The following is a 20422-nucleotide window of genomic DNA, read 5'->3' on the forward strand; positions in this document are numbered from 1 at the left end:
CACGCTCGCCAGTGCGGGGTTCGACGTTGCGGCGGCGAGTGCCGCGGGGAAGGTACGGGATTGAGGGTCCGCCAGGAGCAGGACGCGGTGGTCGTCGGCTGGCCGCCGGCACAAGAGCTGGACCCGGTGGGCAGGCAGGTCGCGGAGTACGGGGGATTCGGGCCGCGCTGCACCAGGCGTTACGGGAGATCCTCACGCAGGCCGGCTACGCGGTCCAGGCCGACCGGCACAGTGGAAGGGTACGGATCAAGCCGGTTTAGACGCCATTTCAGTTGGCGTGATCTTGCGTCAGGAGGGCCGCCGTCGCCGATTCGCTATTCAGCCTGGTTCCTGGCCCGCTGGATGTGAGGCAGGCTGCGTATCAGCGGAAGGGAGATGCCGACCTGAGGCTTCTCGGCGGATGATGCGTCGCGTCCGGCGTCTTCGGCCACGGTGCCGGCGATACTCCGTTGCCGCCTGGCCAGGAGTGGCCTACGGTCCCGGACATGCTGCCTGTGGTGGACACGGATGATGAGCGGGACGCTGTCGTCCCCGATGAGAGCGTGATGCGTCCTGGGGCGGAAGACCTCTGTGCACGTCTCGGGCTCTCCGGCGCCTCACTGGTTCGCTTCCCTGACGGGTCCCAGCCGGTCTACGCGGTGGGGGACGACCACGTGCTCAAGCTTTTCCCCGGAGCTGCTGCTCAGCACGGAATGGCCGAGGGCCGTGTCCTTGCCCATGTTCAGGGGCGACTGCCGGTGCCGACACCCGTGGTGCGGGCCTCCGGCTCATACGAGAACGGCTGGCAGTACGTTCTGATGTCCAGGCTCCGCGGCGAGAACCTCGCCCACTCCTGGGGGCACGTGCCCCGGAATCATCGTGACCGGCTCGTCGCCGAGATCGGTGAGACCCTTGCGTCGTTGCACTCCCTCAGCCCCGATCCACTGCGGGACGTCCTCGGCCCCGAGGACTGGGGCAACTTTCTTGACCGCCAGAGAGCCGGCGCAGTGGAACAGCAGCGCGCCCATGGACTGTCGGCGGCCTGGCTGGAGCAGATCCCGGACTTCCTCGCTTCGGTTCCATTGCCACGAGCCCCACAGCCTTCCCTGTTGCACACCGAGGTCATGCAGCAGCACTTCCTGGTCGACCCCGACGGATGGCGTCTGACCGGTCTGTTCGACTTCGAACCAGCGATGATCGGTGACCGCGCCTACGACTTCGTTGGTGTCGGCCTGTTCGTCACCTGCGGCGATCCAGCCCTGTTGTCTCGGCTCACCGAGACATACGGCCGCAGCTTCGAGCCGCATGAACTCATGGCCTTCACGTTGCTACACGTGTACAGCCACCTTCCCTGGTACCTGAGAGAACTGCCCTCACCTGCCGAAGGATCTCTGACTTCACTCGCAGACGCATGGTTCGGCACAATGTGAGAGGCGAGGCGGGCCCACTCGTTCTTGGGGGTCCGCTCGGCGTGTGGGGCGACGACCTCGGTGATGAAGTTGGTCATCCGGCACAGTTCGGCCTTGAGGCACTTCACTTGGCCAGTCTGCGGTGACATATGAGTATCGCGGCGATGGCTGTGAAGGCGAGGAAGTGTTCCGGCTTGCGCTCGTAGCCGCGGTGCAGGCCTCGGCAGCCTGACAGCCAGGACACGGTCCGCTCTACGACCCATCGGTGCCGTCCCAGGTGTCGCGATGACTCGACGCCCTTGCGGGCCAGGCGGTGCCGGATACCGCGGGAAGCGAGCCATCGGCGCAGGTGGCGGTAGTCGTAGCCTTTGTCCCCGTGCAGCTTGCCGGGCCGTCGGCGTCGGGGACCGCGTCGGGAGCGGATGGGTGGGATGCCGCGGACCAGCGGGATGAGGGCCTGGCTGTCATGAAGATTGGCGGCGGAGATGCCGATAGGCAAGGGCAGGCCCTGGCGGTCGACGATGAGGTGGATTTTCGATCCTTTCTTGCCTCGGTCGGTCGGATTCGATCCCGTCAGCTGCCCCCTTTGAGGGCCCGTACGCTGACGGAGTCGATCGCGCACCGCGACCAGTCCAGCTCGCCCCGGGCTCCGAGTTCGTCCAGGACCAGGCGGTGGAGCTTGGCCCATACCCGGGCCTCGGTCCACTCGGCGAACCGCCGGAACGCGGTCACTCCCGACAGGCCGATGCCCGGCGGCAGCTGGTTCCAGGTCCAGCCCGACGTGGCCACGAAGATGATCGCGGCCAGCACCTCGCGGTCCCCTCGCCGACGATGCCCTCCACCCTGCGGGCGGACCGGCGCCGGCGGCACCACTCGCTGGAACAACGTCCACAGGTCTTCCGGCGCCGTCCGCTCGACAAGCGCAGCAGTCATCGCCCCAGACTGCCGCAAGATCACGCCAAGTGACATGGCGTCTTGGAACGCCGAAGGAGTCTGGCGGGATTATCTGGCCCGGGCGCACTGCCTGGGCGCGCTCGGGTCAGCAGTTTTGACAGCAGACTTCCCCGTGGCCTCCGCGTCGCGGCGTGCTTCCCGGGGGCGGCATCGCGTGCTCGCTGCTCCGGCCGCCCCGCGGAGGCAGTACACCCTGCGGCAACAGTAGGCACGCAGCGGCGCGTACCGTACCGCCTCGGCGACCGTCTGCTGCGCCCGGCCACCTGGAGGTCACCGGACCGGCTCCACCCCGAGAACCCGCTCCGTCCCGGCACCCCTGCCAGTCCCTCTCGGATGCGCAACGGCGTTGACCGGCCGCAGCCATCCGAGGCGGCCACTTGCCCCCGAGCAGGCCGAAGTGCTAAACGAGGAATTAGCACTCTCGCAGTGAGAGTGCTAACGGCTGGGTCGGGTGACGTGCTCGTGCGGTCGTGAGGGAAACCTCCGGCGCGCGGGTGAACGTCGCGGGCGTCACCCTGGGCCACCGTCATCGACTCAAGGATTCGATGCGGAGGAGACCGTACCGATGACTGCGAAGATCATCGCTTATGAGGAGGAGGCACGCCGCGCTCTGGAGCGCGGCATGAACCAGCTCGCGGACGCCGTGAAGGTGACGCTCGGCCCCAAGGGCCGCAACGTGGTCCTGGACAAGAAGTGGGGCGCCCCCACGATCACCAACGACGGTGTCTCCATCGCCAAGGAGATCGAGCTTCAGGACCCGTACGAGAAGATCGGCGCCGAGCTGGTCAAGGAAGTCGCCAAGAAGACGGACGACGTCGCCGGTGACGGTACGACCACCGCGACCGTGCTCGCCCAGGCCCTGGTCAAGGAAGGGCTGCGCAACGTCGCCGCCGGTGCCAACCCGATGGCTCTCAAGCGCGGTATCGAGAAGGCCGTCGAGGCCGTATCCGCGGCCGTGCTGGAGCAGGCCAAGGAGCTGGAGACCAAGGAGGAGATCGCCAACACGGCCGCGGTGTCCGCGGGCGGGGACCGGGCGATCGGTGAGCTGATCGCCGAGGCCATGGACAAGGTCGGCAAGGAAGGCGTCATCACCGTCGAGGAGTCCAACACCTTCGGCCTGGAGCTGGAGCTCACCGAGGGTATGCGCTTCGACAAGGGCTACATCTCGCCGTACTTCGTCACCGACGCCGAACGCATGGAAGCGGTCCTGGAGGACCCGTACATCCTGTTGGTCGGCTCCAAGGTCACTGCGGTGAAGGATCTGCTGCCGCTGCTGGAGCAGGTGATGCGGGAGAGCCGGCCGCTGCTGGTGATCGCCGAGGACGTGGAGGGCGAGGCGTTGGCGACCCTGGTCGTCAACAAGATCCGCGGCACCTTCAAGTCCGTCGCCGTCAAGGCCCCGGGCTTCGGCGACCGCCGCAAGGCGATGCTCGGCGACATGGCCGTGCTCACCGGTGCCACGGTCGTGTCCGAGGAGGTCGGCCTGAAGCTGGAGAGCGCCGACCTGGGCGTCCTGGGCCGGGCCCGCAAGGTGGTCGTCACCAAGGACGACACCACCATCGTGGAGGGCGCCGGTGACGCCGCCGCGATCGAGGGCCGGGTCAAGCAGATCCGCGCCGAGATCGAGCGCTCGGACTCCGACTACGACCGCGAGAAGCTGCAGGAGCGCTTGGCCAAGCTCGCCGGCGGTGTGGCCGTGATCAAGGCTGGCGCCGCCACCGAGGTGGAGCTCAAGGAGCGCAAGCACCGCATCGAGGACGCCGTCCGCAACGCGAAGGCGGCCGTCGAGGAGGGCATCGTCGCCGGTGGTGGCGTGGCCCTGCTGCAGGCGTCCGAGAAGGCGTTCGAGAAGCTGGAGGTGGACGACGAGGAGCGGACCGGTGCGGAGATGGTCCGCCGTGCGCTGACCGCTCCGCTGCAGCAGATCGCCCGCAACGCCGGCCTGGAGGGCGGTGTCGTGGTGGAGAAGGTCCGTACGCTGCCCGTCGGTCACGGTCTGAACGCCGCGACTGGTGAGTACGTGGACATGCTGGCCGCGGGCATCATCGACCCGGCGAAGGTGACCCGTTCCGCGCTGCAGAACGCCGCTTCCATCGCCGCGCTGTTCCTCACCACGGAGGCGGTCATCGCCGACAAGCCCGAGGAAAAGGAACCGGCCGCCGCGGGGGCGGGCGCCGAATTCTGAGCGCCGCGTGCCCGGAGAGGGAACGAGGCGGGCGCGGGTGGCCGCAACAGCAGACCGCCGGCGCCCGCCCGGCGGCGCGCATGGGAACCCCGGGGGACTCGTGCACCGGCAGCAGACCGGAATAGGTGTGGTCAGCCTGTTGCCATTCTCCTGAGCCCGAAGGAATCGTGGCCCGTAGGCCAGACGCCCGGTGGAGAGGAGAGCCGCCAGCGCTGCTCCGGTTCATCTGCAGGGGGCGACATGAGAGTCGAAGTGGTTCAACCCGCTGCCGGCGTGTTGTTCGGCGTCCCGAACGACAGGCACGAGGAGATCATTACGCTCATCGACGCCGTTGCCGGGACAGCGCAGGCCCACGTCTCCGGTCTGGCCGCAGCGTTCGGCGAATGGTGCTGGCTTGTCTCCACCACCCATGACGACGTCATCGAAGTCCTCGACGTCGGCTGCGCAGGATGACCCTGAAAGCCGAGCCAAGGCCGAGTCTCCTGCGGAACCCGGGCCTCATGCGCTGGATACCGGTTGCCGCTTGGCGACGGCCGGCACGGACTCGCCGAGGAAGGTGCGGCTCCACCAGGCACCGTTCGCGCGCAGTTCCGACCAGCTGGTGAACCGGTACTCGTACAGGCAGATCCGGACGAAAGCAGGCGGCGAGCCCGGGAAGGGATTGCGGCGCAGCAAACTCAGGACGGCCGGGTTGTTCTCCAAGAGGGCGAGGAGCAAGGCGGGGAGCCAGCCGGCCGCGTACACAGGGGAGAGCGCGGCGAACCACATCAGCCAGTCCAGCCTGAGGTGGTACGGGGCCACCTGCGGCGGAAGCCGCCGCATGCCGCCCGGCTTGCCCTTGAAGACGTACTCCTTCCACACGGTCTCTTCGGTGATCTCCGGCTCGTCGGTGCCCTCGACGATCAGCTCGTACCGGGTGCGGCCCACGCTGCCGAACGCGCCGTAAGTGTTGACCAGGTGCAGCGGAGTGAAGGACGCGTTCATGACCTGGCTGCGGGAGAGCAGGTTACGCACCGGCCAGTAGCTGAGCACCACCACCAGGGCGGCGACAGCCAGCACGAGGGCCTCGAACCACTCCGGTGCGGCGGCGAAACGCGGCGCAGGAGGCAGCCCCAGCGCGCCGGTGACCTGCGAGCCGCCGATCGCGGACAGCGCCAGCACGATCGTCAGCCAGTTCAGCCAGGCGAAGTTGCCGGACGCGACCAGCCACAGCTGGGTGATGATCACCAAGCCGGCGGCGATGCTCGCCGCCGGCTGCGGAGCGAAGAGGGCAAAGGGCACGAGGAGTTGTGCGACGTGGTTGGCCGCCGCCTCCACGCGATGGACGGGCTTGGGGAGGCGGTGGAAGAACCAGCTGAGCGGGCCGGGCAGCGGCTGGGTCTCGTGGTGGTAGTACAGGCACGTCAGATCCCGCCAGCAGGAATCGCCGCGCAGCTTGATCAGCCCGGCGCCGAACTCAAGCCGGAACAGCAGCCAGATCAGCAGCCCTCGCACCAGCACGGGCGGCGCGACGTCGTCGTTGCCGAGGAAGATCGCCAGGAATCCGGCCTCCAGCAGCAGGTATTCCCACATGAACCCGTACCAGGTCTGCCCGACGTTGACGATGGACAGGTACAGCGCCCATAGCAGCGTCCACATCACCATCGCCGCCCACAGCGGCAGCCGGTCCGGCACGCCCGCCGCCACCGCGGCGGATCCCGCGGCGCCCGTCCAGGCCATGGCGGCGAAGAAACGGTCCGAGTAGTGCAGCTGGAAGATACTCGGAGCGCGCCTGAACGCCACCTGCGCGGTGAAGCGCGGCACCGGCAGCAACCCCCGCTCCCCGATCAGCCCGCGGAACTGCAGGGCCGAGCTGACGAACGCGACGCAGTACAGCACGGCCAGACCGCGCTGGAAAAGCATCCGGCCCAGCCAGTAGTCAGGGTCCGTGAACCAGTCCATGACGGCATGCCTCCGCACATCCGCCTGGCGCTAACACCCTGTTCTCGTCATCTTGACATTTACCCCGTTCATGGCCTATCTAATTATCACAAATATCTAGATTGCTCCGACTTGTTGGCGATGTGAGAGGAGGGCCGGGCAGCCGACCCAGCCAGCGCCCACCGGAAGGCGCCGGTCGTACCGCTGGGGGCTACCCGGACTGCGGAAAGGGGTGGTCAGAGTGGATCGGCGTGACGCCTCCCTTTCCCTGTCCCGGCGCCCCGAGCGCGGCTGGCTGATCGTGAACGCGGCCGGAGAGCTGTCCATGACGACGCGGGCACAGCTGCGGGCCTGTCTGACGCTCGTGACCTCGATGCCCGGCAGCGACCCCTCCCGGCTCGTCATCGACGTCTCCCGCGTGACCGCCTGCGACGCCATGGGGCTCGGCGCCCTGTTCGGTGCACACCTTCGTGCCGCCTGCTATGGCGGCCAGCTCCATCTGGTGTGCCCGGAAGGACCGTTGCTGCACGTGCTCGACGTCATCGGCCTGCGGCAGGCCGTACCGGTACACCCGACCGTGGCTGAGGCGCTGCCCTCTTCCCTCACGCCAACGGCCAGGTCGTCGGGCACGGTGACTCCGGCACCAGGCGGCAACCGCGACCAGCACGAAGCGGACAGCAGGGGGTGAGCGGAGGTGATCAGGTACGCCGGATTCCGCCCGAGCAGCGGGGATGGCTTCGTCCCGGCCACCGAGCTGGCGGCCGCCGCCGTCGATGCCCGAGGAACGGTCACCGCCTGGAGCCCCGGCGCCCAGGCCCTGCTGGGCTACAGCCCCGAGGACATCGTGGGCCGCGCGGCCGCCGAACTGCTCGAGGGCGGGCTGCCCGACTCCGCACGACGGCACCTGGCCGACCGGCAGGCATGGATCGGCCGGGTCCTGCTGCGCGACCGGGCCGGCCGCACCATCGAGGCCGAACTACGAGCATGCCCGCTGCTGAACGGCAAGAGCGAGGTGCAGTGGTTCCTGCAGGCGTCCGTGCCCCAGGAGAGCGACGGCGCCGCCCTCGCGCTGCAGCGCGGCCTGCTGCAGCACCACCTCCCCGCCCAGCAGGCGCTGGAGACAGCCGCCCGCTACCTGCCCGCCGATCCCCACGCTGGCGTCGGCGGGGACTGGTTCGACGTCATCGCCCTGTCCGGCGCACGGATGGCACTGGTCGTCGGCGACGTCGTCGGCCACGGCCTGAACGCCTCCGCGGCCATGGGACGGCTACGCACGGCGGCGCGCACCCTCGCCGATGTCGACTTGCCCCCGGACGAGCTGCTGTCCGACCTCGACGACCTCATCCTCGACGAAGTCAGGGACGGCACCGAGACGGCCGGGGAGATCGGCGCGACCTGCCTGTACGCGGTGTACGACCCGATCACCTGCCACTGCACCCTGGCCAGCGCCGGCCACCCGCCGCCCGCCGTGCTCACCCCAGATGGCACCGTCTCCTTCGTCGACGTCGAACCGGGACCGCCGCTGGGAGTGGGCGGCGCGCCCTTCGACGCCGTCGACATCGCCCTGCCGGAAGGCAGCCTGCTCGCGCTGTACAGCGACGGCCTGATCGAAACGCGCGACCGCGACATCGACGCGGGCATGAAAGCCCTGCGCGAGGCGCTCGACCGGCCGGCGCCCTCCCTGGACGCCCTGTGCGACACCGTCCTGCAGACCCTGCTGCCCGAGGGCCACGCCGACGACGTGGCGCTCCTCATCGCCCGCACCCACGCGCTGGACACCGCGCACGTCGCCTCCTGGAAGGTGCCCGCCGACCCGGCCGCCGTCGCACAGGCCCGCCGCGACGCCGCAGCCCAGCTCAGGCGGTGGGGGCTGTCCGATGCGGTGCCCACCACCGAACTGCTCGTCAGTGAACTGGTCACCAATGCCATCCGCCACGCCAGCGCCCCCATCGCGCTGCGCCTGATCCACGACGGCAGCCTGATCTGCGAGGTCTCCGACGCCAGCAGCACCTCCCCCCACTCGCGCCGCGCCCACACCCTGGACGAGGGCGGCCGTGGCCTGCTGCTCGTCGGACAGTTCTCCGACCGGTGGGGCACCCGCCCCACACCCAACGGAAAGACCATCTGGACCGAACAAGAACATCCGCTGCACGCCACCACCACCCCGGACACGGACGCCAGCGGGCATCCGCCGGTGCCGGCCGCCTAAGGAGGAGAGCATGCGACTCGAGTGGGACGCCTTCATCGCCGCAGTCCAAGAACGCGGAGAATACCCGTCGCAGCAGGAGGCGGAACGGGCCTGTCGGGTCGTGCTGGCCCTGCTGGGCGCTCACCTGGTGGGCGAGGTGCGCGCCGAGTTGGCCGCCCGGCTTCCGGAAACGCTGGCGTACGTCCTGCTCAACCCGCTCCAGGCACATGAACCCCTGCCCCCGGAGAGGTTCATCCGGGCGACCGCGGCCTGGATCGAAGGCGCCACGGAGAAGACCGCCACATGGGACGTCAGCGCCGTACTCAGCGTCGTGGCCGACATCGCGGGCGAGGACCTGATGAACCGCATCCTGCTCCAGCTCCCGCCCGGCTACGACCTGCTCTTCGGACACCCGCGACCGAGCTGACCACCACCGGTCGTCAATCGGCACCCGTGGACGCCGGAGCGACAGACGCGGGGAACGGAGTCGGGGCGGCTCCGGCGATGCCGGCAGGTCTGAATCGCCTGCTCAACCAGTCAGCGGCATCCGGGCACCGCGGGCCGAGGTGGCCGTCGCCAGAGTCCCGCCGAAGCAGCGCCGTCGGAAGTAACCGCGCACGTCGGGAGGAAGTCAGAGGACGATGACCGCGCTGGCCTGGGGACCCCTGTGGCCCTGAGTGACCTCGTATCCCACCCGCTGGCCCTCCTCAAGGCTACGAAAACCGGTGGCCTGGATCTCGGAGTAGTGGACGAAGAGATCAGGACCGCTGTCCTGCTCAATGAAACCAAAGCCCTTGTCAGCGTTGAACCACTTCACCGTGCCCTGCGCCACGCCCTGCTCCTGCTGTGTCGTACCAGTATCAGCGGCGTCATTTTCGCCTCATTCCTTCTCAGCGGTAGGCGACACGCCTGGACGCAAGGCGGAGAGTCGGCGGCCCCCGACGGGCTGAGGCACGCATCCACCCACCAGCCGCGCCGTGAAGGCCTGTGTCGAAAGCAGCGTGCAGGCGCCACGCTGTCGTGGAGAACGCCTTGCCGCCGGGACCAGCCGATGGAGTGGTGCAGCCGACTCCGGCTCGTAGGGGGAAGGACGTCGCCGGGGACGTCGAATCCCCGAGGCCGGCGAGCGCTGGACCTGGCTGATCATCGCCCACCCAGATCCGCCTCCTGCGCGAGGCCGCCGCCGACTTGCGGCGGCCATGGGAGAAGCCCGCCGAGCCCGGCCGGCTCACCCCGGCCCGAGTCCGCCGGGGTTCCGGAACTTCCGTCCGCACATGCACTGCCCGGCCCGCGCGCCGAAACCCTCAACTCCCGGACCCGGCAGGCTACTCGGCTCGAAAAACCAACGGCGCACCACCCGCTACGACGTGGGCAAAACCGTGACGACCAGGTAGTGCGGGGACTCTTGCGGGCAAGCCTCCGGGTCATCAGCGTGATGAGTGCCCAGGTGAGGTGGGCTTCCGCATGCTGCGGCACTCCGAAAACGCCCGGACCACCACCCCGCCACTCCACCCGAGCTGCGGTCACCACATCCTCCGGCCCGTCCTCGCTCATCCCGGCGTGCCGATACCCGGAGGGAAAACCCTGGCGGGGTTCCAGCCTTCCGAGGCAGCCTGACATGCGCCCACCGGCACCCGGCGTCAGGAAGGTCGGCACGCTCCAGGCTGTCGTGGGCGTCCGGACCCGCCCTGCCCTGCCAGGGTCGCCGCTGCTGCCCCGTCGCGCATCCATACGACAAGCCATCACCCAATCGGCCTAAGCGTGCCCCGCGCCGGTGTGCGGCGTAACCCATTCGGCGGCATGGTGAGCGTGACGAGGTTGCCACCATGCGACAGCTGTGATCGCTGATGTGCGAGGAGGCGTCGTGATCGTGATAGCTCTGCTCCTCCCGGAGGTAGTGCTCCTCGGGTTGTTCGCGCTGACCGCTCTGGAAGATCTCCTGTTCCCGCCGACCCAACTTCCCGTACCGGAACAGACGGTCCAGCAACAGCCTGTTCACCCTCACCGGCTGCCTCGCCCAGCGGAGTGACGCATGAGCCTGGAGAGGCAGCAAGGGCAACGGGCGCGTTCAGGCGTACACGGCCGCCACGAGTGCAGCGATGATGGTGAGCACTGCCACTGGCAGCATGACCAGCCGGCACCTGGCCAGCCGGTCGGCAACATCAGGCTTCGTGTCGCCTCGCAGCCCGTTCTGCGGAGCCGGCACCAAGCGACCTGAGCGGTAGTCCCGGCCCGTGTCGCCGAGCCAGCAGGCGCCGGCCAGCTGAGCAAAGGCCGCATCGGTGAGCTGATCGTTCAGGGCATTCATGCCCAGGCCAACGACGAGCCGCGCCAGCCGGCCACCGCCGCGAGCGAGCTCGTCATTCCTTCGATGCAAGACCGTGATCGGCTGGCTCCGAGCTGAGCTGGGCAAAGGGCCTCGCCCGGGCGCACGGCTACCTGTGTCGCGGCCCGCGTCGCCTCCACCCCAGGCAACTCGTTCGGGGGTCGCTGTCGGGCGGCGGCCGGGCGGGTCGGGTTTGTCTGGGACGGTAGCCGACCGGCATGCAAGAGCCGGTCGGGCCTTATGCGAGGAGAAACCGTGTCCCAAAGCATCACGCAGTACAAGGACGCGCACACCGTCATCTACGGCAGCTCCAGTTTGGACCGTCTCGTCACCGAGGAACAGGCCGGCCACGCGGCTGCCTGGGAGGCCACGCGGAAGCTGAAGGAGTCCGGGCAGCCGATCGACGGCCAGAGTCTGCCCCACACCCTGGAGGCGCTGGCGCGCCAGCAGGCCGATCGGCTCCTGATCGACCTCGGCCTGGACCACCTGGACAACGAGGAGGTCAGGCGTCACGCGGCGGCCGCAGCAGCGCGGATCGCCCCCGAGTTCGTCACCGTCTGACCGCGGCGGCTCGCGCACCATCAGTGCGGAAGGCCGCGAGCACCGGCGCCTGACGCCCCTCACTCCCTTCGGCCGTCCCTCGGCCGAAGGGAGCATCGCCGGCTTCGCCATGTCCTGCCTGAAGAGCGGCGGTCGGCAAGCGCCGGATGCCGTTGCTCGAGGGGGTGACTACGCTGACGGCTCCGGGTGCGGCTCCCTTCCGTGCCGCCAACGCCCCCTGACAGCCCGACACTTCGCACCATCCGGCGGCCTTGGTTCATCGGAAAGGGCGCACGGCCCCGGCGCGCGGAGAGGCCCTGTGCCCGCCGGATGCGCGGCCTCACACGCTGCGCTGTTGCGCGCGCCCCTTGTACCAGGCCCAGAGCGACAACAACGCCTCCAACTCGCCGTCGCGGACATGTAGTCTATGAATCGTCGCAGTTCAGAGCAGGTTCATGAGCTCCTGCGGTCGGTAAAGATCTCCAGGGCGCGGTCGCCGATGGTGAACTGGCCCCGGGGTCTGTGTTCGACGACTTGCCGCAGTTCGGCGACGATCTGTTCGAAGTGGCACTGGCTGACGTCTCCGACCTTTTCGGTCTCCTCGGACATGGCTTTCACCATTCAAGTGCGGGCCTCGCAGAGATCACTTACAAGCCGCCGTCCACCGTGGCCACCCACAGCGCGGACAGCGTGATCTCCAAGCCGGAGACGAACGTCCACCTCGACTCGGCGAGCCAGGCCGCACTCGCCGACCAACTGCTGGAGAACATCGGCATGCGACTGCTGGTCCGCGTGGAAAAGCACCGCGAGACCTACCGCCACGCGCTGCACCCGGACGTCACCGTCAGCATCGACACGGTGGCCGGCGTCGGCACCTTCGTGGAGACAGAGGTCATCCACGCCAACGCGACGCAGACTGTCCTGCGCGTCGAACGCGTCGAGAAGGAACTCGACGTGGCCGACCTGCCCATCGTCGATGTGCCCTACCGGGATCTCACCCTTGCCAATGTCGAAATCCGACAGCACCGAACTCCGGTCGCGCCGACCAGATGGTGTCCAGACGCCGCGGCAGAGGGCATCGAACAGGTCGGCGTCGTCACGGTGCCGAAACGGTCGGCTGGCCGCGCAGCTGTGGCGTCACTGGCCGTCGGGAGCGTGAGAAGCGTGATGGTGGGCACCGAAGAAACCAGGCTGGTCGTGCTGCGCGGCAACAGCGCCTCAGGCAAATCGTCTGTCGCGGCTGGCTTCCGCAAAAGGTTCGGCCGCGGCCTGGCCCTGGTCGGTCAGGACAACAATGAAAGCTCCGAAGGGTCTCGAGGTTCACAGGCAAGCTCGGAGCGTCGCATGTCCATTCATCTTCACGGCTTCCCTGAATCCAAGTAACCTCTGGGGTAATTGCCAAGGGGGGCATGTGAAATATCAAAAAGGGATCTTCGCTGCCGTAACCGTTTCCGGGTTGATCGCCTTCGCGGCGAGCAAAACTACGGTGCGGCAAGCCACCACTGCGTCAACGCTCAACTCGACGCCAGAGATACCTCACGAGTCTCCTGAGGGTCACTACGACGCCCGCAAAGGCGCTGCCGGCTACGCGCCCATTGTCGGAACACTCGGCGCACTGGCGGTTGCCGCAGTCGTCGTCGTGTTCACAACTCTCCCTGACCCCCTGCGCCACAGTGAGGCCGCTGCGTTTGCGACAGGGCTTTTCGTCGTCACCGTCATCGGCAGCATTATCGGAGCGATCTCCCTGGCTGCCATCGGTGGAGAAAGCGCCCTGACGCCCAACTTGACGCCGGCGGTGATGTACGCCGCTGTTGCGGTCGTCATCGCACTCGTCGATGTGGTCGCGGCGTTCGAAATGCTCGCCTCGCTCGTGCTGTCCCCCGCCCGTCTCCTCCTGCAGGTGATCACAGGTATAGCCGGAGCCCTCGGAGTCTTCTTCACCGCCCTTGCGCTGGGAGACAGCTGGGCTACTCACCCGGCGGCGCACATGCCCGGCTATGAGAAGTGGAGATCCGCAGAGTGGATCACTTCGCAGCACGACGCGGACAGGGCCGCGATCCGCGTCTCAGCAATCGGTATTCTCCCGGCCGTGGCAGGCACGGCCCTGCGAGTCACCAAGGTGCTGCATCCGACGGCACATGTCGCCGCGGCGAACACGATCACTCTCAGCGGTCTGGCCTTGACGGTCGTTGCCACGGTTCTCAGCGCCCTGCGTTCCCGGCATCCCGAAAGCGTGCCATCGCGGGGCACGCGTCGATGGGAGGCCTACGCCACCACCCTCGCCACCAGTTCCTACACCGCCATCCTCCTGATTTTCTTGCCGTGAGGAGGGCACAGGTCATGCGGCCGCGCGACAATCACCTGGTCTGACGGCACCGCTCGCGGAGGCTCATCAACGACAAAAGTGGCATCACACCGGGTGCCGTAGCAGCACTCTCGCTGTCAGCCCGAGAGCCTTTGAGAGTCCGTATGGCCAACGAATTCAGTGATCTTGCGAATGAGCTGTTGCGGCGGATGGCCACCGATCAGCGTGCACGAGGAGTGTGCCAGGACGGACGTGCATCGCCGGATGGGGAGGTCATGCCGGCAGTGCAACCACAGCCCGGTCGCTCAGAATACGGAGTCCCACAAGACCGCTTCCGGGTCGGGCTCTTCTGGGTGGAGCATGCAGCGTCTGCAGCGCAGGAGCACTGCTTCGTTGGTGCCGGAGGCGGCGTTCATCCACGGCAGGGCCTCCATGGCGTGTGCGCGCTCGTCGTCGGCGAGGGCGTCGACGGTCCGGCGGAGCTCCTCGGGTGCGGATAGGTCGGTGAGGCAGAGCCAGCCGACCGCCGCAGCCAGGCGGGCTTCGGGGGCCTCCGTCCGGTCGTGCCACCGTTCGCGCAGCCACGTGACGGTCGGCGGGTGCGGGTGGGCCCGGGTGATCTCGGCGGTGGCCAGGAGTAGGGCGGCGCGGACCATGGCATCACCTTCGGCGGCGAATCCGTTGGCCAAGGCGGCGCGGATGATGTGGTCGGGGGCGGCGGCGGTCGCCAGGACGTAGGCGGCGTCGACGCGGACGGTGGAGTCGGAGTCTCCGAGGAGGGGCACGAGCGCGGAGGAGTCTGTGGTGATCGCGGCTCGGGCGGCGGGCACCGACCAGCCGGCCGGGTAGCCGGTCACCTCGTAGCCGTAGTCGTCGTGGGTGTCGGGGGCGTCGCGTCGGGGATCGTTGCGATGCAGGAGGAGTCCCTCGCGGGAGGCGACGCCGTAGTGTCGGGCACGGGCGGGGCCAGAGAGTACGGCGAGGGCGGCGGCGCGGTGTGGGTGGTGTGCGTCGATGGCCAGCGGGATGAGGAACGGCACGGCGAGGGCGGCAGCGGCCCGGCTGTCATTGGCGCACAGGCCCCTCAGCACACCCGTCGCGTCCACGCCCGGTTCGCTGTCGGCGCGCAGGAGGTGAACGGCCTTTCGGACGTCGTGCCCATGGGGGAAGTTGCCCCACGGGACGGCATCGAGGTCCAAGCCCTGTCGGGGTTCGGGCGGGATGCCAGCCACCACCGCCCGCACGTCGAACGGGCCGCCCTCGAACAAGGCCAGGTGCGCCCCGTCCGCCACTTCCCGGCACATCGCGAACGTCGGATCGGTCCGCCAGTCCTCCAGACCACACCCCTACTGTTGAACCCCCGGAACTTGATCACGACGGACCCGCGGCCCACCGGAAGCCACTCGCCGGATGATCCAGCCGCTCACACGGGGCCAACCCGGGCTTCCCGACCTCGGGCCGAATTTGTTAAGTGCCTTGACAGATTGGTCGCCGCTGGCGACGGTACCTGGAGCACGACGCACGTGTACCACCCACCGCACCGCACGCCCCTCTGGAACCACAGGTTTCACCGGACTACGGGAGCACATGGATGCCGTCGAAGCTCAGGCCCCGCCGCCTCACCCTGCTCGCCTCCGCCCTGACGCTGGCCACGGCCGCGCTCGCCCTGCCCGGGGCCCCGGCAAGCGCCGACACCGCGCCCGGAAGCATCGACTTCTCGGCCCGCCACCAGCGCATCGACGGCTTCGGCGTCTCGCAGGCCTTCCAGCGCGCCGCCGTCATCCACGGCCTGAAGGGCCTGTCTGCCGAGAAGGGCGACGAGATCGTCAAGCTGCTCTTCTCGCGGGAGGACGGCGCGGGCCTGAGCATGCTGCGCCTCGGAGTCGGCTCGTCCACGGACGAGGTGTACGACCACATGCGGACCATCGCCCCGAACGCGCCCGCGAGCCCAGACGATCCGCTGACATACACCTGGGACGGAAAAGATGGCGGCCAGGTCTGGCTCGCCAAGGAGGCCCGGAAGTACGGGGTGAAGCGGTTCATCGCGGATGCGTGGAGCGCCCCCGCGTATATGAAGGACAACAACTCCGACTCGAACGGCGGCACCCTGTGCGGAGTCGTCGGCACCGACTGCGCAACCGGCGACTGGCGCACCGCGTACGGCAAGTACCTCGCCCAGTACGTGAAGTTCTACAAGCGAGAGGGCGTCCGCATCACCGACCTGGACTTTACCAACGAGCCCGACTGGAAGGCGTCGTACGCCTCCATGCTCTTCACCCCCGCACAGGCCGCCGATGCGGTGAAGGCGATCGGCCCGGTGCTGCGCGCCGAGGCCCCCGGCACCAAGCTGTACTGCTGCGACAGCTTCGGCTGGAACCAGGGGAAGGCGTACGCGGCCGCCATCGCGGCCGACCCGGCTGCCGAGAAGGAGGTGGCCGCGTACAGCGCCCACGGCTATGCTTCCGCCGCCACCAGCCCGCTGATCAACAGTGACAAGCCGGCGTGGATGTCGGAGTGGGCGGGCAGCGGCGTCTGGCCGAGCAAGTGGGACGACGGCACGAACGCGGCCGGTCTGTACGTGGCAGAGAACATCCACAACGCCCTCGCCCAGGCCGACGCCTCCGCCTACCTCTTCTGGCTCGGAGCCTCGATCGGCGACACCGGCGCGCTCATCCGCATGGACGGCGACAGCTACATGGTCTCCACACGGCTGCGGGCGATGACCGCGTTCAGCCGGTTCATCCGTCCCGGCGCAGTCCGCGTGGAGGCCTCCTCCGGCGACGAGGCGGTGCTCGCGACGGCGTACCGGAACACGGACGGGACCGACGTGGCCGTCCTCATCAACACCGGTACCAAGGCCACGACGACGGACATGGCTCTGAAGGCGGCGAAGGGAGAGCAGGTGACCGGATACCTCACCGACGGCGATCACGACACGAGGGCGGTGGAGGGCCTCGCACAGGTCGCGGACGGACATCTGACGGCGAAACTCCCGGCACGTTCGGTCGTCACCGTGGTCCTGGATCCGGGCCGGTCCCAGGGCTGACACCGGTTCGTTCCCGGGCTGAAGCGACAGGCCGGCGTCGAATGCCGTCCTGAGGAACAAGCAGGCGAACTGCGCTGAACAGTCGGGGGACGGTGACGAGCACAACCACTCCGCGAACCGACTGTCCTCACCTTCGACGCCGGACGTACAGGAAGGATCCGCCCCGACATGACCAGCAGCGATCCCGGAGCCGTCGAGGGCGCTCTCGGCATCATGGCCCTTGAGGCGGCGGCGTCATGACCACCGTCGAAATAGATCCTGCCTGGCTGCCTGACGAGGCACTGCGCGGCGTGGGGACACGGCGGGTGTGCGTGCGCGGCGAAGGACTGCTCGTCGACACCGTACGGGCAGAAGTCGGCCGTGCGTGCCGGGACTTCGGTGGCAGCGATGAGGCGGACGACGCGGCGTGCGACCTGCTGCTGAAGGTGGTCGCCGGCGGTGACGAAGGTGGCGAGGGGTTCACGGTGACACGGACCGCGCGGCACACCACCGTCACCGCCGCCGCCCCGGCCGGGCTCCTCCACGGTTTCTTCCACATCGTACGGATCGGCGAGTCCGCGTTCACGGAAGGCCCCGACGAGACCCATCGCCCCGCCCTCGCCCTGCGCATGCTGGACCACTGGGACAACGTCGACGTGCACCCCGTGATGGGGCAGGTCGAGCGAGGCTGTGCGGGTGGCTCGCTGTTCTGGCGGGACGGACGGGCGCGAGGTGACTTCTCCAGGATCCGCGCGTACGCAAGGCTGCTCGCCTCCTGCGGCGTCAACGCGCTCGCGGTCAACAATGTCAACGTCCACGCGAGCGAGACCCGTCCGCTCACCGAACGGTTCGTGGAAGTGGCTGCTATTGCGGCCGAGTTGAGGCCGTACGGCATCCGAACCCACCTCTCCGTGAACTTCGCCGCACCCCCTCCAGCTCGGCGATCTCGACACTGCCGATCCGCTCGACGAGGGTGTGCGTGCGTGGTGGCGCGAGGCGACCGACCGGGTCTACGCGCTGGTCCCCGACTTCGGCGGTTTCGTCGTCAAGGCCGATTCGGAGGGGCAGCCGGGCCCGTTCGCCTACGGACGCAGCCATGCCGACGGCGCGAACCTCCTGGCCGGCGCGCTCGCGCGGCACGGCGGCACCGTCCACTGGCGGGCCTTCGTCTACGACCACCGACAGGACTGGCGCGACCGCTCGACAGACCGGGCGCGCGCCGCGTACGACACTTTCGCCCCGCTGGACGGTCAGTTCGCGGACAACGTCATCCTTCAGGTCAAGCACGGGCCGATGGACTTCCAGGTCCGCGAACCCGTCTCGCCCGTGATCGGCGCCCTGTCCCGCACCCGCGTCGCCGTCGAGCTGCAGGTCACCCGGGAGTACACGGGCCAGCAGCGGCATGTCTGCGCGCTCGCGCCGATGTGGTCCCAGGTACTCGCCTTCCGGCCGGAGGGGGAGGGCGGCGCCACGGTCGGGCAACTGGTTGCCGGCGGAGGCCTCGTGGCGGTGGCGAACGTCGGTGACGACCCCTTCTGGACCGGCCACCCCCTTGCCCAGGCCAACTTCTACGCCTATGGCCGCCTGGCCTGGGACCCGACCGCGGATTCAGTTCAACTCCTCGATGAGTGGGTGGGGTTGACGTTCACGCCGGATCTCACCGGTGACCCCGAGCGGCTGCGCTCTGGGCTTCGGGCGGTGCTGCACGGTTCCTGGGCCACGTACGAGAAGTACACCGCGCCCCTTGGCGTCGGCTTCATGGTGCAGCCCGGACACCACTACGGGCCGAGCGTCGACGGCTACGAGTACAGCACGTGGGGGACGTACCACTTCGCCGACCGCGACGGCATCGGCGTCGACCGCAGCCGGGCCACCGGCACCGGATACGCCGGGCAGTACGCGAAGCCATGGGCGGACACGTACGAGCGGGTGGAGAGCTGCCCCGACGAGCTGCTGCTTTTCTTCCACCATGTGTCGTACAGGCATGTGCTGCACAGCGGCAAGACCGTCGTGCAGCACATCTACGACACTTATTTCGAGGGAGTCGAGGAGGTCGAGGCCGCCCGCGAGGTCTGGGCCGCACTCGCCGACCTGGTCTCGCCCGCCCGGCACACTCGGGTGACCGAGCTGTACCAGGAGCAGCTGCGCTGCGCCCGCGAGTGGCGGGACCAGATCAACAGCTACTTCCCGCGCAGGTCCGGGGTGCCGGACGCGCACGGCAGGCGCATCTACTGAAGCCGTGGCCGGCGCAGTTCACGGAGTACGACGCCCAGCGGGGTCGAGTGTGAACGTCACGGTCGGAGACGTCATGCAGGTGCCTTCCGTCACAGGGGCATCGCGTGCGCGTCGCATGGGCCGGGAAGGAGGACCCATAACTTTTGAGAATTGTCCGGCAACGTCGCCGCAACCTGAAGCCGCACCCGACCCCGGCCAATGGGTGTCGCACATGAGGAAGTCGGTTCCCCAGACCCGTGTGAGGTGTCCGTGCCCGCCGTCGGTCTCCCCCTGGACCAGCTCGAACGTTACCGCCCCCCTCGACGAACCCGCCGACTTCGACACCTTCTGGCAGACCACCCTGAAAGCCGCCGAGCATCCGCAGCCGGTCGTCAGTGCCGAACGGATCGACAGCGGGCTGCGGCTCGTCGAGACATGGGACGTGAAGTTCCGCGGATTCGCCGGCGACCCGATCAGCGCCTGGTACACCCGGCCTGCCGGCACGGACGGCCCACTCTTGCCCGCCGTCGTGGAGTTCGCCGGGTACGGGCGCGGCCGCGGCCTCCCGCACGAGCGGCTCACCTGGGCGAACGCCGGATACGCACACCTGCTCATGGACAACCGTGGACAGGGCGACCAGTACGGCAGCGGCGGCGCGACCCCCGACCCGCACGCGAGCGCGCCCGGTGGCCCCGGCGCCATCGTGCGCGGCATCCTCGACCCGCGCGACCACCACTACCGGCGGCTGATCACCGACGCGGTGTGCTCCGTCGCCGCGCTGCGCGCGCTGCCCGGTGTCGCCGCGGACCGGGTCGCGGCCGTCGGCAACAGTCAAGGCGGGGGAGTGGCCCTCGCGGTCGCGGGACTCGTCCCGGATCTGGCGGCCGTGCTGGTCAGCGCGCCGCTGCTGTGTGGCATCCGGCGCGCCCTGGACCTCACCGACGATGGACCCTACGGAGAGGTCGCCGCCTATCTGGCCGTGCACCGGGGCGCCGAGAGGGCCGCGTACCGGACGGTGGCGTACGTCGAGGGGATCTCCTTTGCGCGTCGCGCGTACGCTCCCGCCCACTTCGGGGTCAGCCTGCGCGACACGGTCTGCCCGCCAGTGGCGCGTACGCCGCATACCACCGCTACGGCGAGCTGACCGGCCGCGATCCCGCGCGGGAGATCCACGCGTATCCGTTCAACGGGCACGAGCACGGGGACGCCACGCATACGCGGCGGCAACTGGCCTGGCTGCACGCGGTGCTGGACGGCGGGCAGGCGTAGATTCGAGCCCGCACGTTCGACGAGCCGGACGGACGCTGCCTCGACCGCGAGCAGGCCGGTGGCATGTTCTACGCTTTCCGGAAGATGCCCGGAGGTTTTCCGGACGCA

13 protein-coding genes and 8 pseudogenes are annotated in these 20422 nt (G+C 68.7%); 15 read left to right on the forward strand and 6 right to left on the reverse strand.

All coding sequences use genetic code 11. The features are described from left to right. Positions 1-485: 485 nt before the first annotated feature. Positions 486-1409 carry a phosphotransferase family protein gene (locus tag ACQPXS_RS44985; RefSeq protein WP_433455222.1) on the forward strand — a complete coding sequence of 308 codons (924 nt, stop codon included), beginning with the start codon at positions 486-488 and terminating at the stop codon, positions 1407-1409. Between the two features lie 103 nt (positions 1410-1512). Here the strand turns inward: ACQPXS_RS44985 and ACQPXS_RS44990 are convergent. Continuing rightward, a protein-coding gene (locus ACQPXS_RS44990; protein ID WP_433455223.1) for an IS5 family transposase occupies positions 1513-2321 on the reverse strand; the annotation gives its coding sequence in 2 pieces (ribosomal slippage) (positions 1513-1971 and positions 1974-2321; 807 coding nt in all). Positions 2322-2907: 586 nt separating this feature from the next. On the opposite strand from ACQPXS_RS44990, the gene groL reads away from it, so the two are divergent. After that, the gene (gene groL, locus ACQPXS_RS44995; RefSeq protein ID WP_433455224.1) at positions 2908-4527 is read left to right on the forward strand and encodes a chaperonin GroEL; all 1620 of its coding nucleotides are present in this window, start codon (positions 2908-2910) and stop codon (positions 4525-4527) included. Between the two features lie 240 nt (positions 4528-4767). Next, positions 4768-4980, forward strand: a complete 213-nt coding sequence (locus tag ACQPXS_RS45000; protein ID WP_433455225.1) for a hypothetical protein — start codon at positions 4768-4770, stop codon at positions 4978-4980. Positions 4981-5025: 45 nt separating this feature from the next. On the opposite strand, the gene ACQPXS_RS45005 is transcribed toward ACQPXS_RS45000, so the two are convergent. Continuing rightward, the gene (locus tag ACQPXS_RS45005) at positions 5026-6468 is read right to left on the reverse strand and encodes a lipase maturation factor family protein (RefSeq protein WP_433455226.1); all 1443 of its coding nucleotides are present in this window, start codon (positions 6466-6468) and stop codon (positions 5026-5028) included. Between the two features lie 220 nt (positions 6469-6688). On the opposite strand from ACQPXS_RS45005, the gene ACQPXS_RS45010 reads away from it, so the two are divergent. The 4 genes and pseudogenes from ACQPXS_RS45010 to ACQPXS_RS45025 all read left to right on the forward strand — a co-directional run bounded on the left by ACQPXS_RS45010 (position 6689) and on the right by ACQPXS_RS45025 (position 9062). Continuing rightward, the gene (locus tag ACQPXS_RS45010; protein WP_433455227.1) at positions 6689-7135 is read left to right on the forward strand and encodes an STAS domain-containing protein; all 447 of its coding nucleotides are present in this window, start codon (positions 6689-6691) and stop codon (positions 7133-7135) included. 6 nt (positions 7136-7141) lie between these two features. After that, positions 7142-7459 (forward strand): annotated as a pseudogene (locus tag ACQPXS_RS45015) (PAS domain-containing protein); the annotation flags it as partial. A gap of 48 nt (positions 7460-7507) precedes the next feature. Then, positions 7508-8656, forward strand: a pseudogene (locus ACQPXS_RS45020) (SpoIIE family protein phosphatase); the annotation flags it as partial. Between the two features lie 10 nt (positions 8657-8666). Next, positions 8667-9062: a DUF2267 domain-containing protein gene (locus tag ACQPXS_RS45025; RefSeq protein WP_399184097.1), complete on the forward strand. Its 396-nt coding sequence runs from the start codon at positions 8667-8669 to the stop codon at positions 9060-9062. Between the two features lie 204 nt (positions 9063-9266). On the opposite strand, the gene ACQPXS_RS45030 is transcribed toward ACQPXS_RS45025, so the two are convergent. Then, the gene (locus tag ACQPXS_RS45030) at positions 9267-9467 is read right to left on the reverse strand and encodes a cold-shock protein (protein WP_433455228.1); all 201 of its coding nucleotides are present in this window, start codon (positions 9465-9467) and stop codon (positions 9267-9269) included. Between the two features lie 274 nt (positions 9468-9741). Between ACQPXS_RS45030 and ACQPXS_RS45035 the strand changes: the two are divergent. Further along, a pseudogene (locus ACQPXS_RS45035) lies at positions 9742-10029 on the forward strand (NF041680 family putative transposase); the annotation flags it as partial. A gap of 674 nt (positions 10030-10703) precedes the next feature. Here the strand turns inward: ACQPXS_RS45035 and ACQPXS_RS45040 are convergent. Next, positions 10704-11012: a hypothetical protein gene (locus ACQPXS_RS45040; protein WP_433455229.1), complete on the reverse strand. Its 309-nt coding sequence runs from the start codon at positions 11010-11012 to the stop codon at positions 10704-10706. A gap of 204 nt (positions 11013-11216) precedes the next feature. Here ACQPXS_RS45040 and ACQPXS_RS45045 point away from each other — a divergent pair, with 204 nt between their 5' ends. Continuing rightward, positions 11217-11522, forward strand: coding sequence for a DUF3759 domain-containing protein (locus ACQPXS_RS45045; protein WP_433455230.1), 306 nt, complete (start codon positions 11217-11219; stop codon positions 11520-11522). 456 nt (positions 11523-11978) lie between these two features. Here the strand turns inward: ACQPXS_RS45045 and ACQPXS_RS45050 are convergent. Beyond that, a pseudogene (locus ACQPXS_RS45050) lies at positions 11979-12110 on the reverse strand (DUF6192 family protein); the annotation flags it as partial. On the opposite strand from ACQPXS_RS45050, the pseudogene ACQPXS_RS45055 reads away from it, so the two are divergent. The 3 genes and pseudogenes from ACQPXS_RS45055 to ACQPXS_RS45065 form a co-directional block, all read left to right on the forward strand. Further along, a pseudogene (locus tag ACQPXS_RS45055) lies at positions 12066-12404 on the forward strand (CYTH domain-containing protein); the annotation flags it as partial. The pseudogenes ACQPXS_RS45050 and ACQPXS_RS45055 overlap by 45 nt on opposite strands. 264 nt (positions 12405-12668) lie before the next feature. Continuing rightward, positions 12669-12794: pseudogene (locus ACQPXS_RS45060) on the forward strand (kinase); the annotation flags it as partial. Positions 12795-12912: 118 nt separating this feature from the next. Continuing rightward, complete coding sequence (locus tag ACQPXS_RS45065; protein ID WP_433455231.1) at positions 12913-13827, forward strand: hypothetical protein; 915 nt, start codon at positions 12913-12915, stop codon at positions 13825-13827. A 284-nt stretch (positions 13828-14111) separates the two neighbouring features. Here the strand turns inward: ACQPXS_RS45065 and ACQPXS_RS45070 are convergent, their stop codons facing one another. Then, positions 14112-15098, reverse strand: a complete 987-nt coding sequence (locus ACQPXS_RS45070; RefSeq protein ID WP_433455232.1) for a hypothetical protein — start codon at positions 15096-15098, stop codon at positions 14112-14114. Positions 15099-15397: 299 nt separating this feature from the next. Between ACQPXS_RS45070 and ACQPXS_RS45075 the strand changes: the two genes are divergently transcribed. The 3 genes and pseudogenes from ACQPXS_RS45075 to ACQPXS_RS45085 all read left to right on the forward strand — a co-directional run bounded on the left by ACQPXS_RS45075 (position 15398) and on the right by ACQPXS_RS45085 (position 20314). After that, positions 15398-16852: a glycoside hydrolase family 30 protein gene (locus ACQPXS_RS45075; protein WP_433455233.1), complete on the forward strand. Its 1455-nt coding sequence runs from the start codon at positions 15398-15400 to the stop codon at positions 16850-16852. A 236-nt stretch (positions 16853-17088) separates the two neighbouring features. Continuing rightward, positions 17089-19066: pseudogene (locus tag ACQPXS_RS45080) on the forward strand (alpha-glucuronidase). A gap of 249 nt (positions 19067-19315) precedes the next feature. Continuing rightward, positions 19316-20314, forward strand: a pseudogene (locus tag ACQPXS_RS45085) (acetylxylan esterase). Positions 20315-20422: the final 108 nt, after the last annotated feature.

The organism is Streptomyces sp. CA-142005, assembly GCF_050942335.1.
Taxonomy (GTDB): Bacteria; Actinomycetota; Actinomycetes; order Streptomycetales; family Streptomycetaceae; genus Streptomyces.

Excerpts from the sequence above, each read along its gene's own strand:
- ACQPXS_RS45000 (WP_433455225.1), top strand. The coding sequence starts at position 4,768 with ATGAGAGTCGAAGTGGTTCAACCCGCTGCCGGCGTGTTGTTCGGCGTC.
- ACQPXS_RS45025 (WP_399184097.1), top strand. The coding sequence starts at position 8,667 with ATGCGACTCGAGTGGGACGCCTTCATCGCCGCAGTCCAAGAACGCGGA.
- ACQPXS_RS45005 (WP_433455226.1), bottom strand. The coding sequence starts at position 6,468 with ATGGACTGGTTCACGGACCCTGACTACTGGCTGGGCCGGATGCTTTTC.
- ACQPXS_RS44985 (WP_433455222.1), top strand. The coding sequence starts at position 486 with ATGCTGCCTGTGGTGGACACGGATGATGAGCGGGACGCTGTCGTCCCC.
- ACQPXS_RS45075 (WP_433455233.1), top strand. The coding sequence starts at position 15,398 with ATGCCGTCGAAGCTCAGGCCCCGCCGCCTCACCCTGCTCGCCTCCGCC.
- groL (WP_433455224.1), top strand. The coding sequence starts at position 2,908 with ATGACTGCGAAGATCATCGCTTATGAGGAGGAGGCACGCCGCGCTCTG.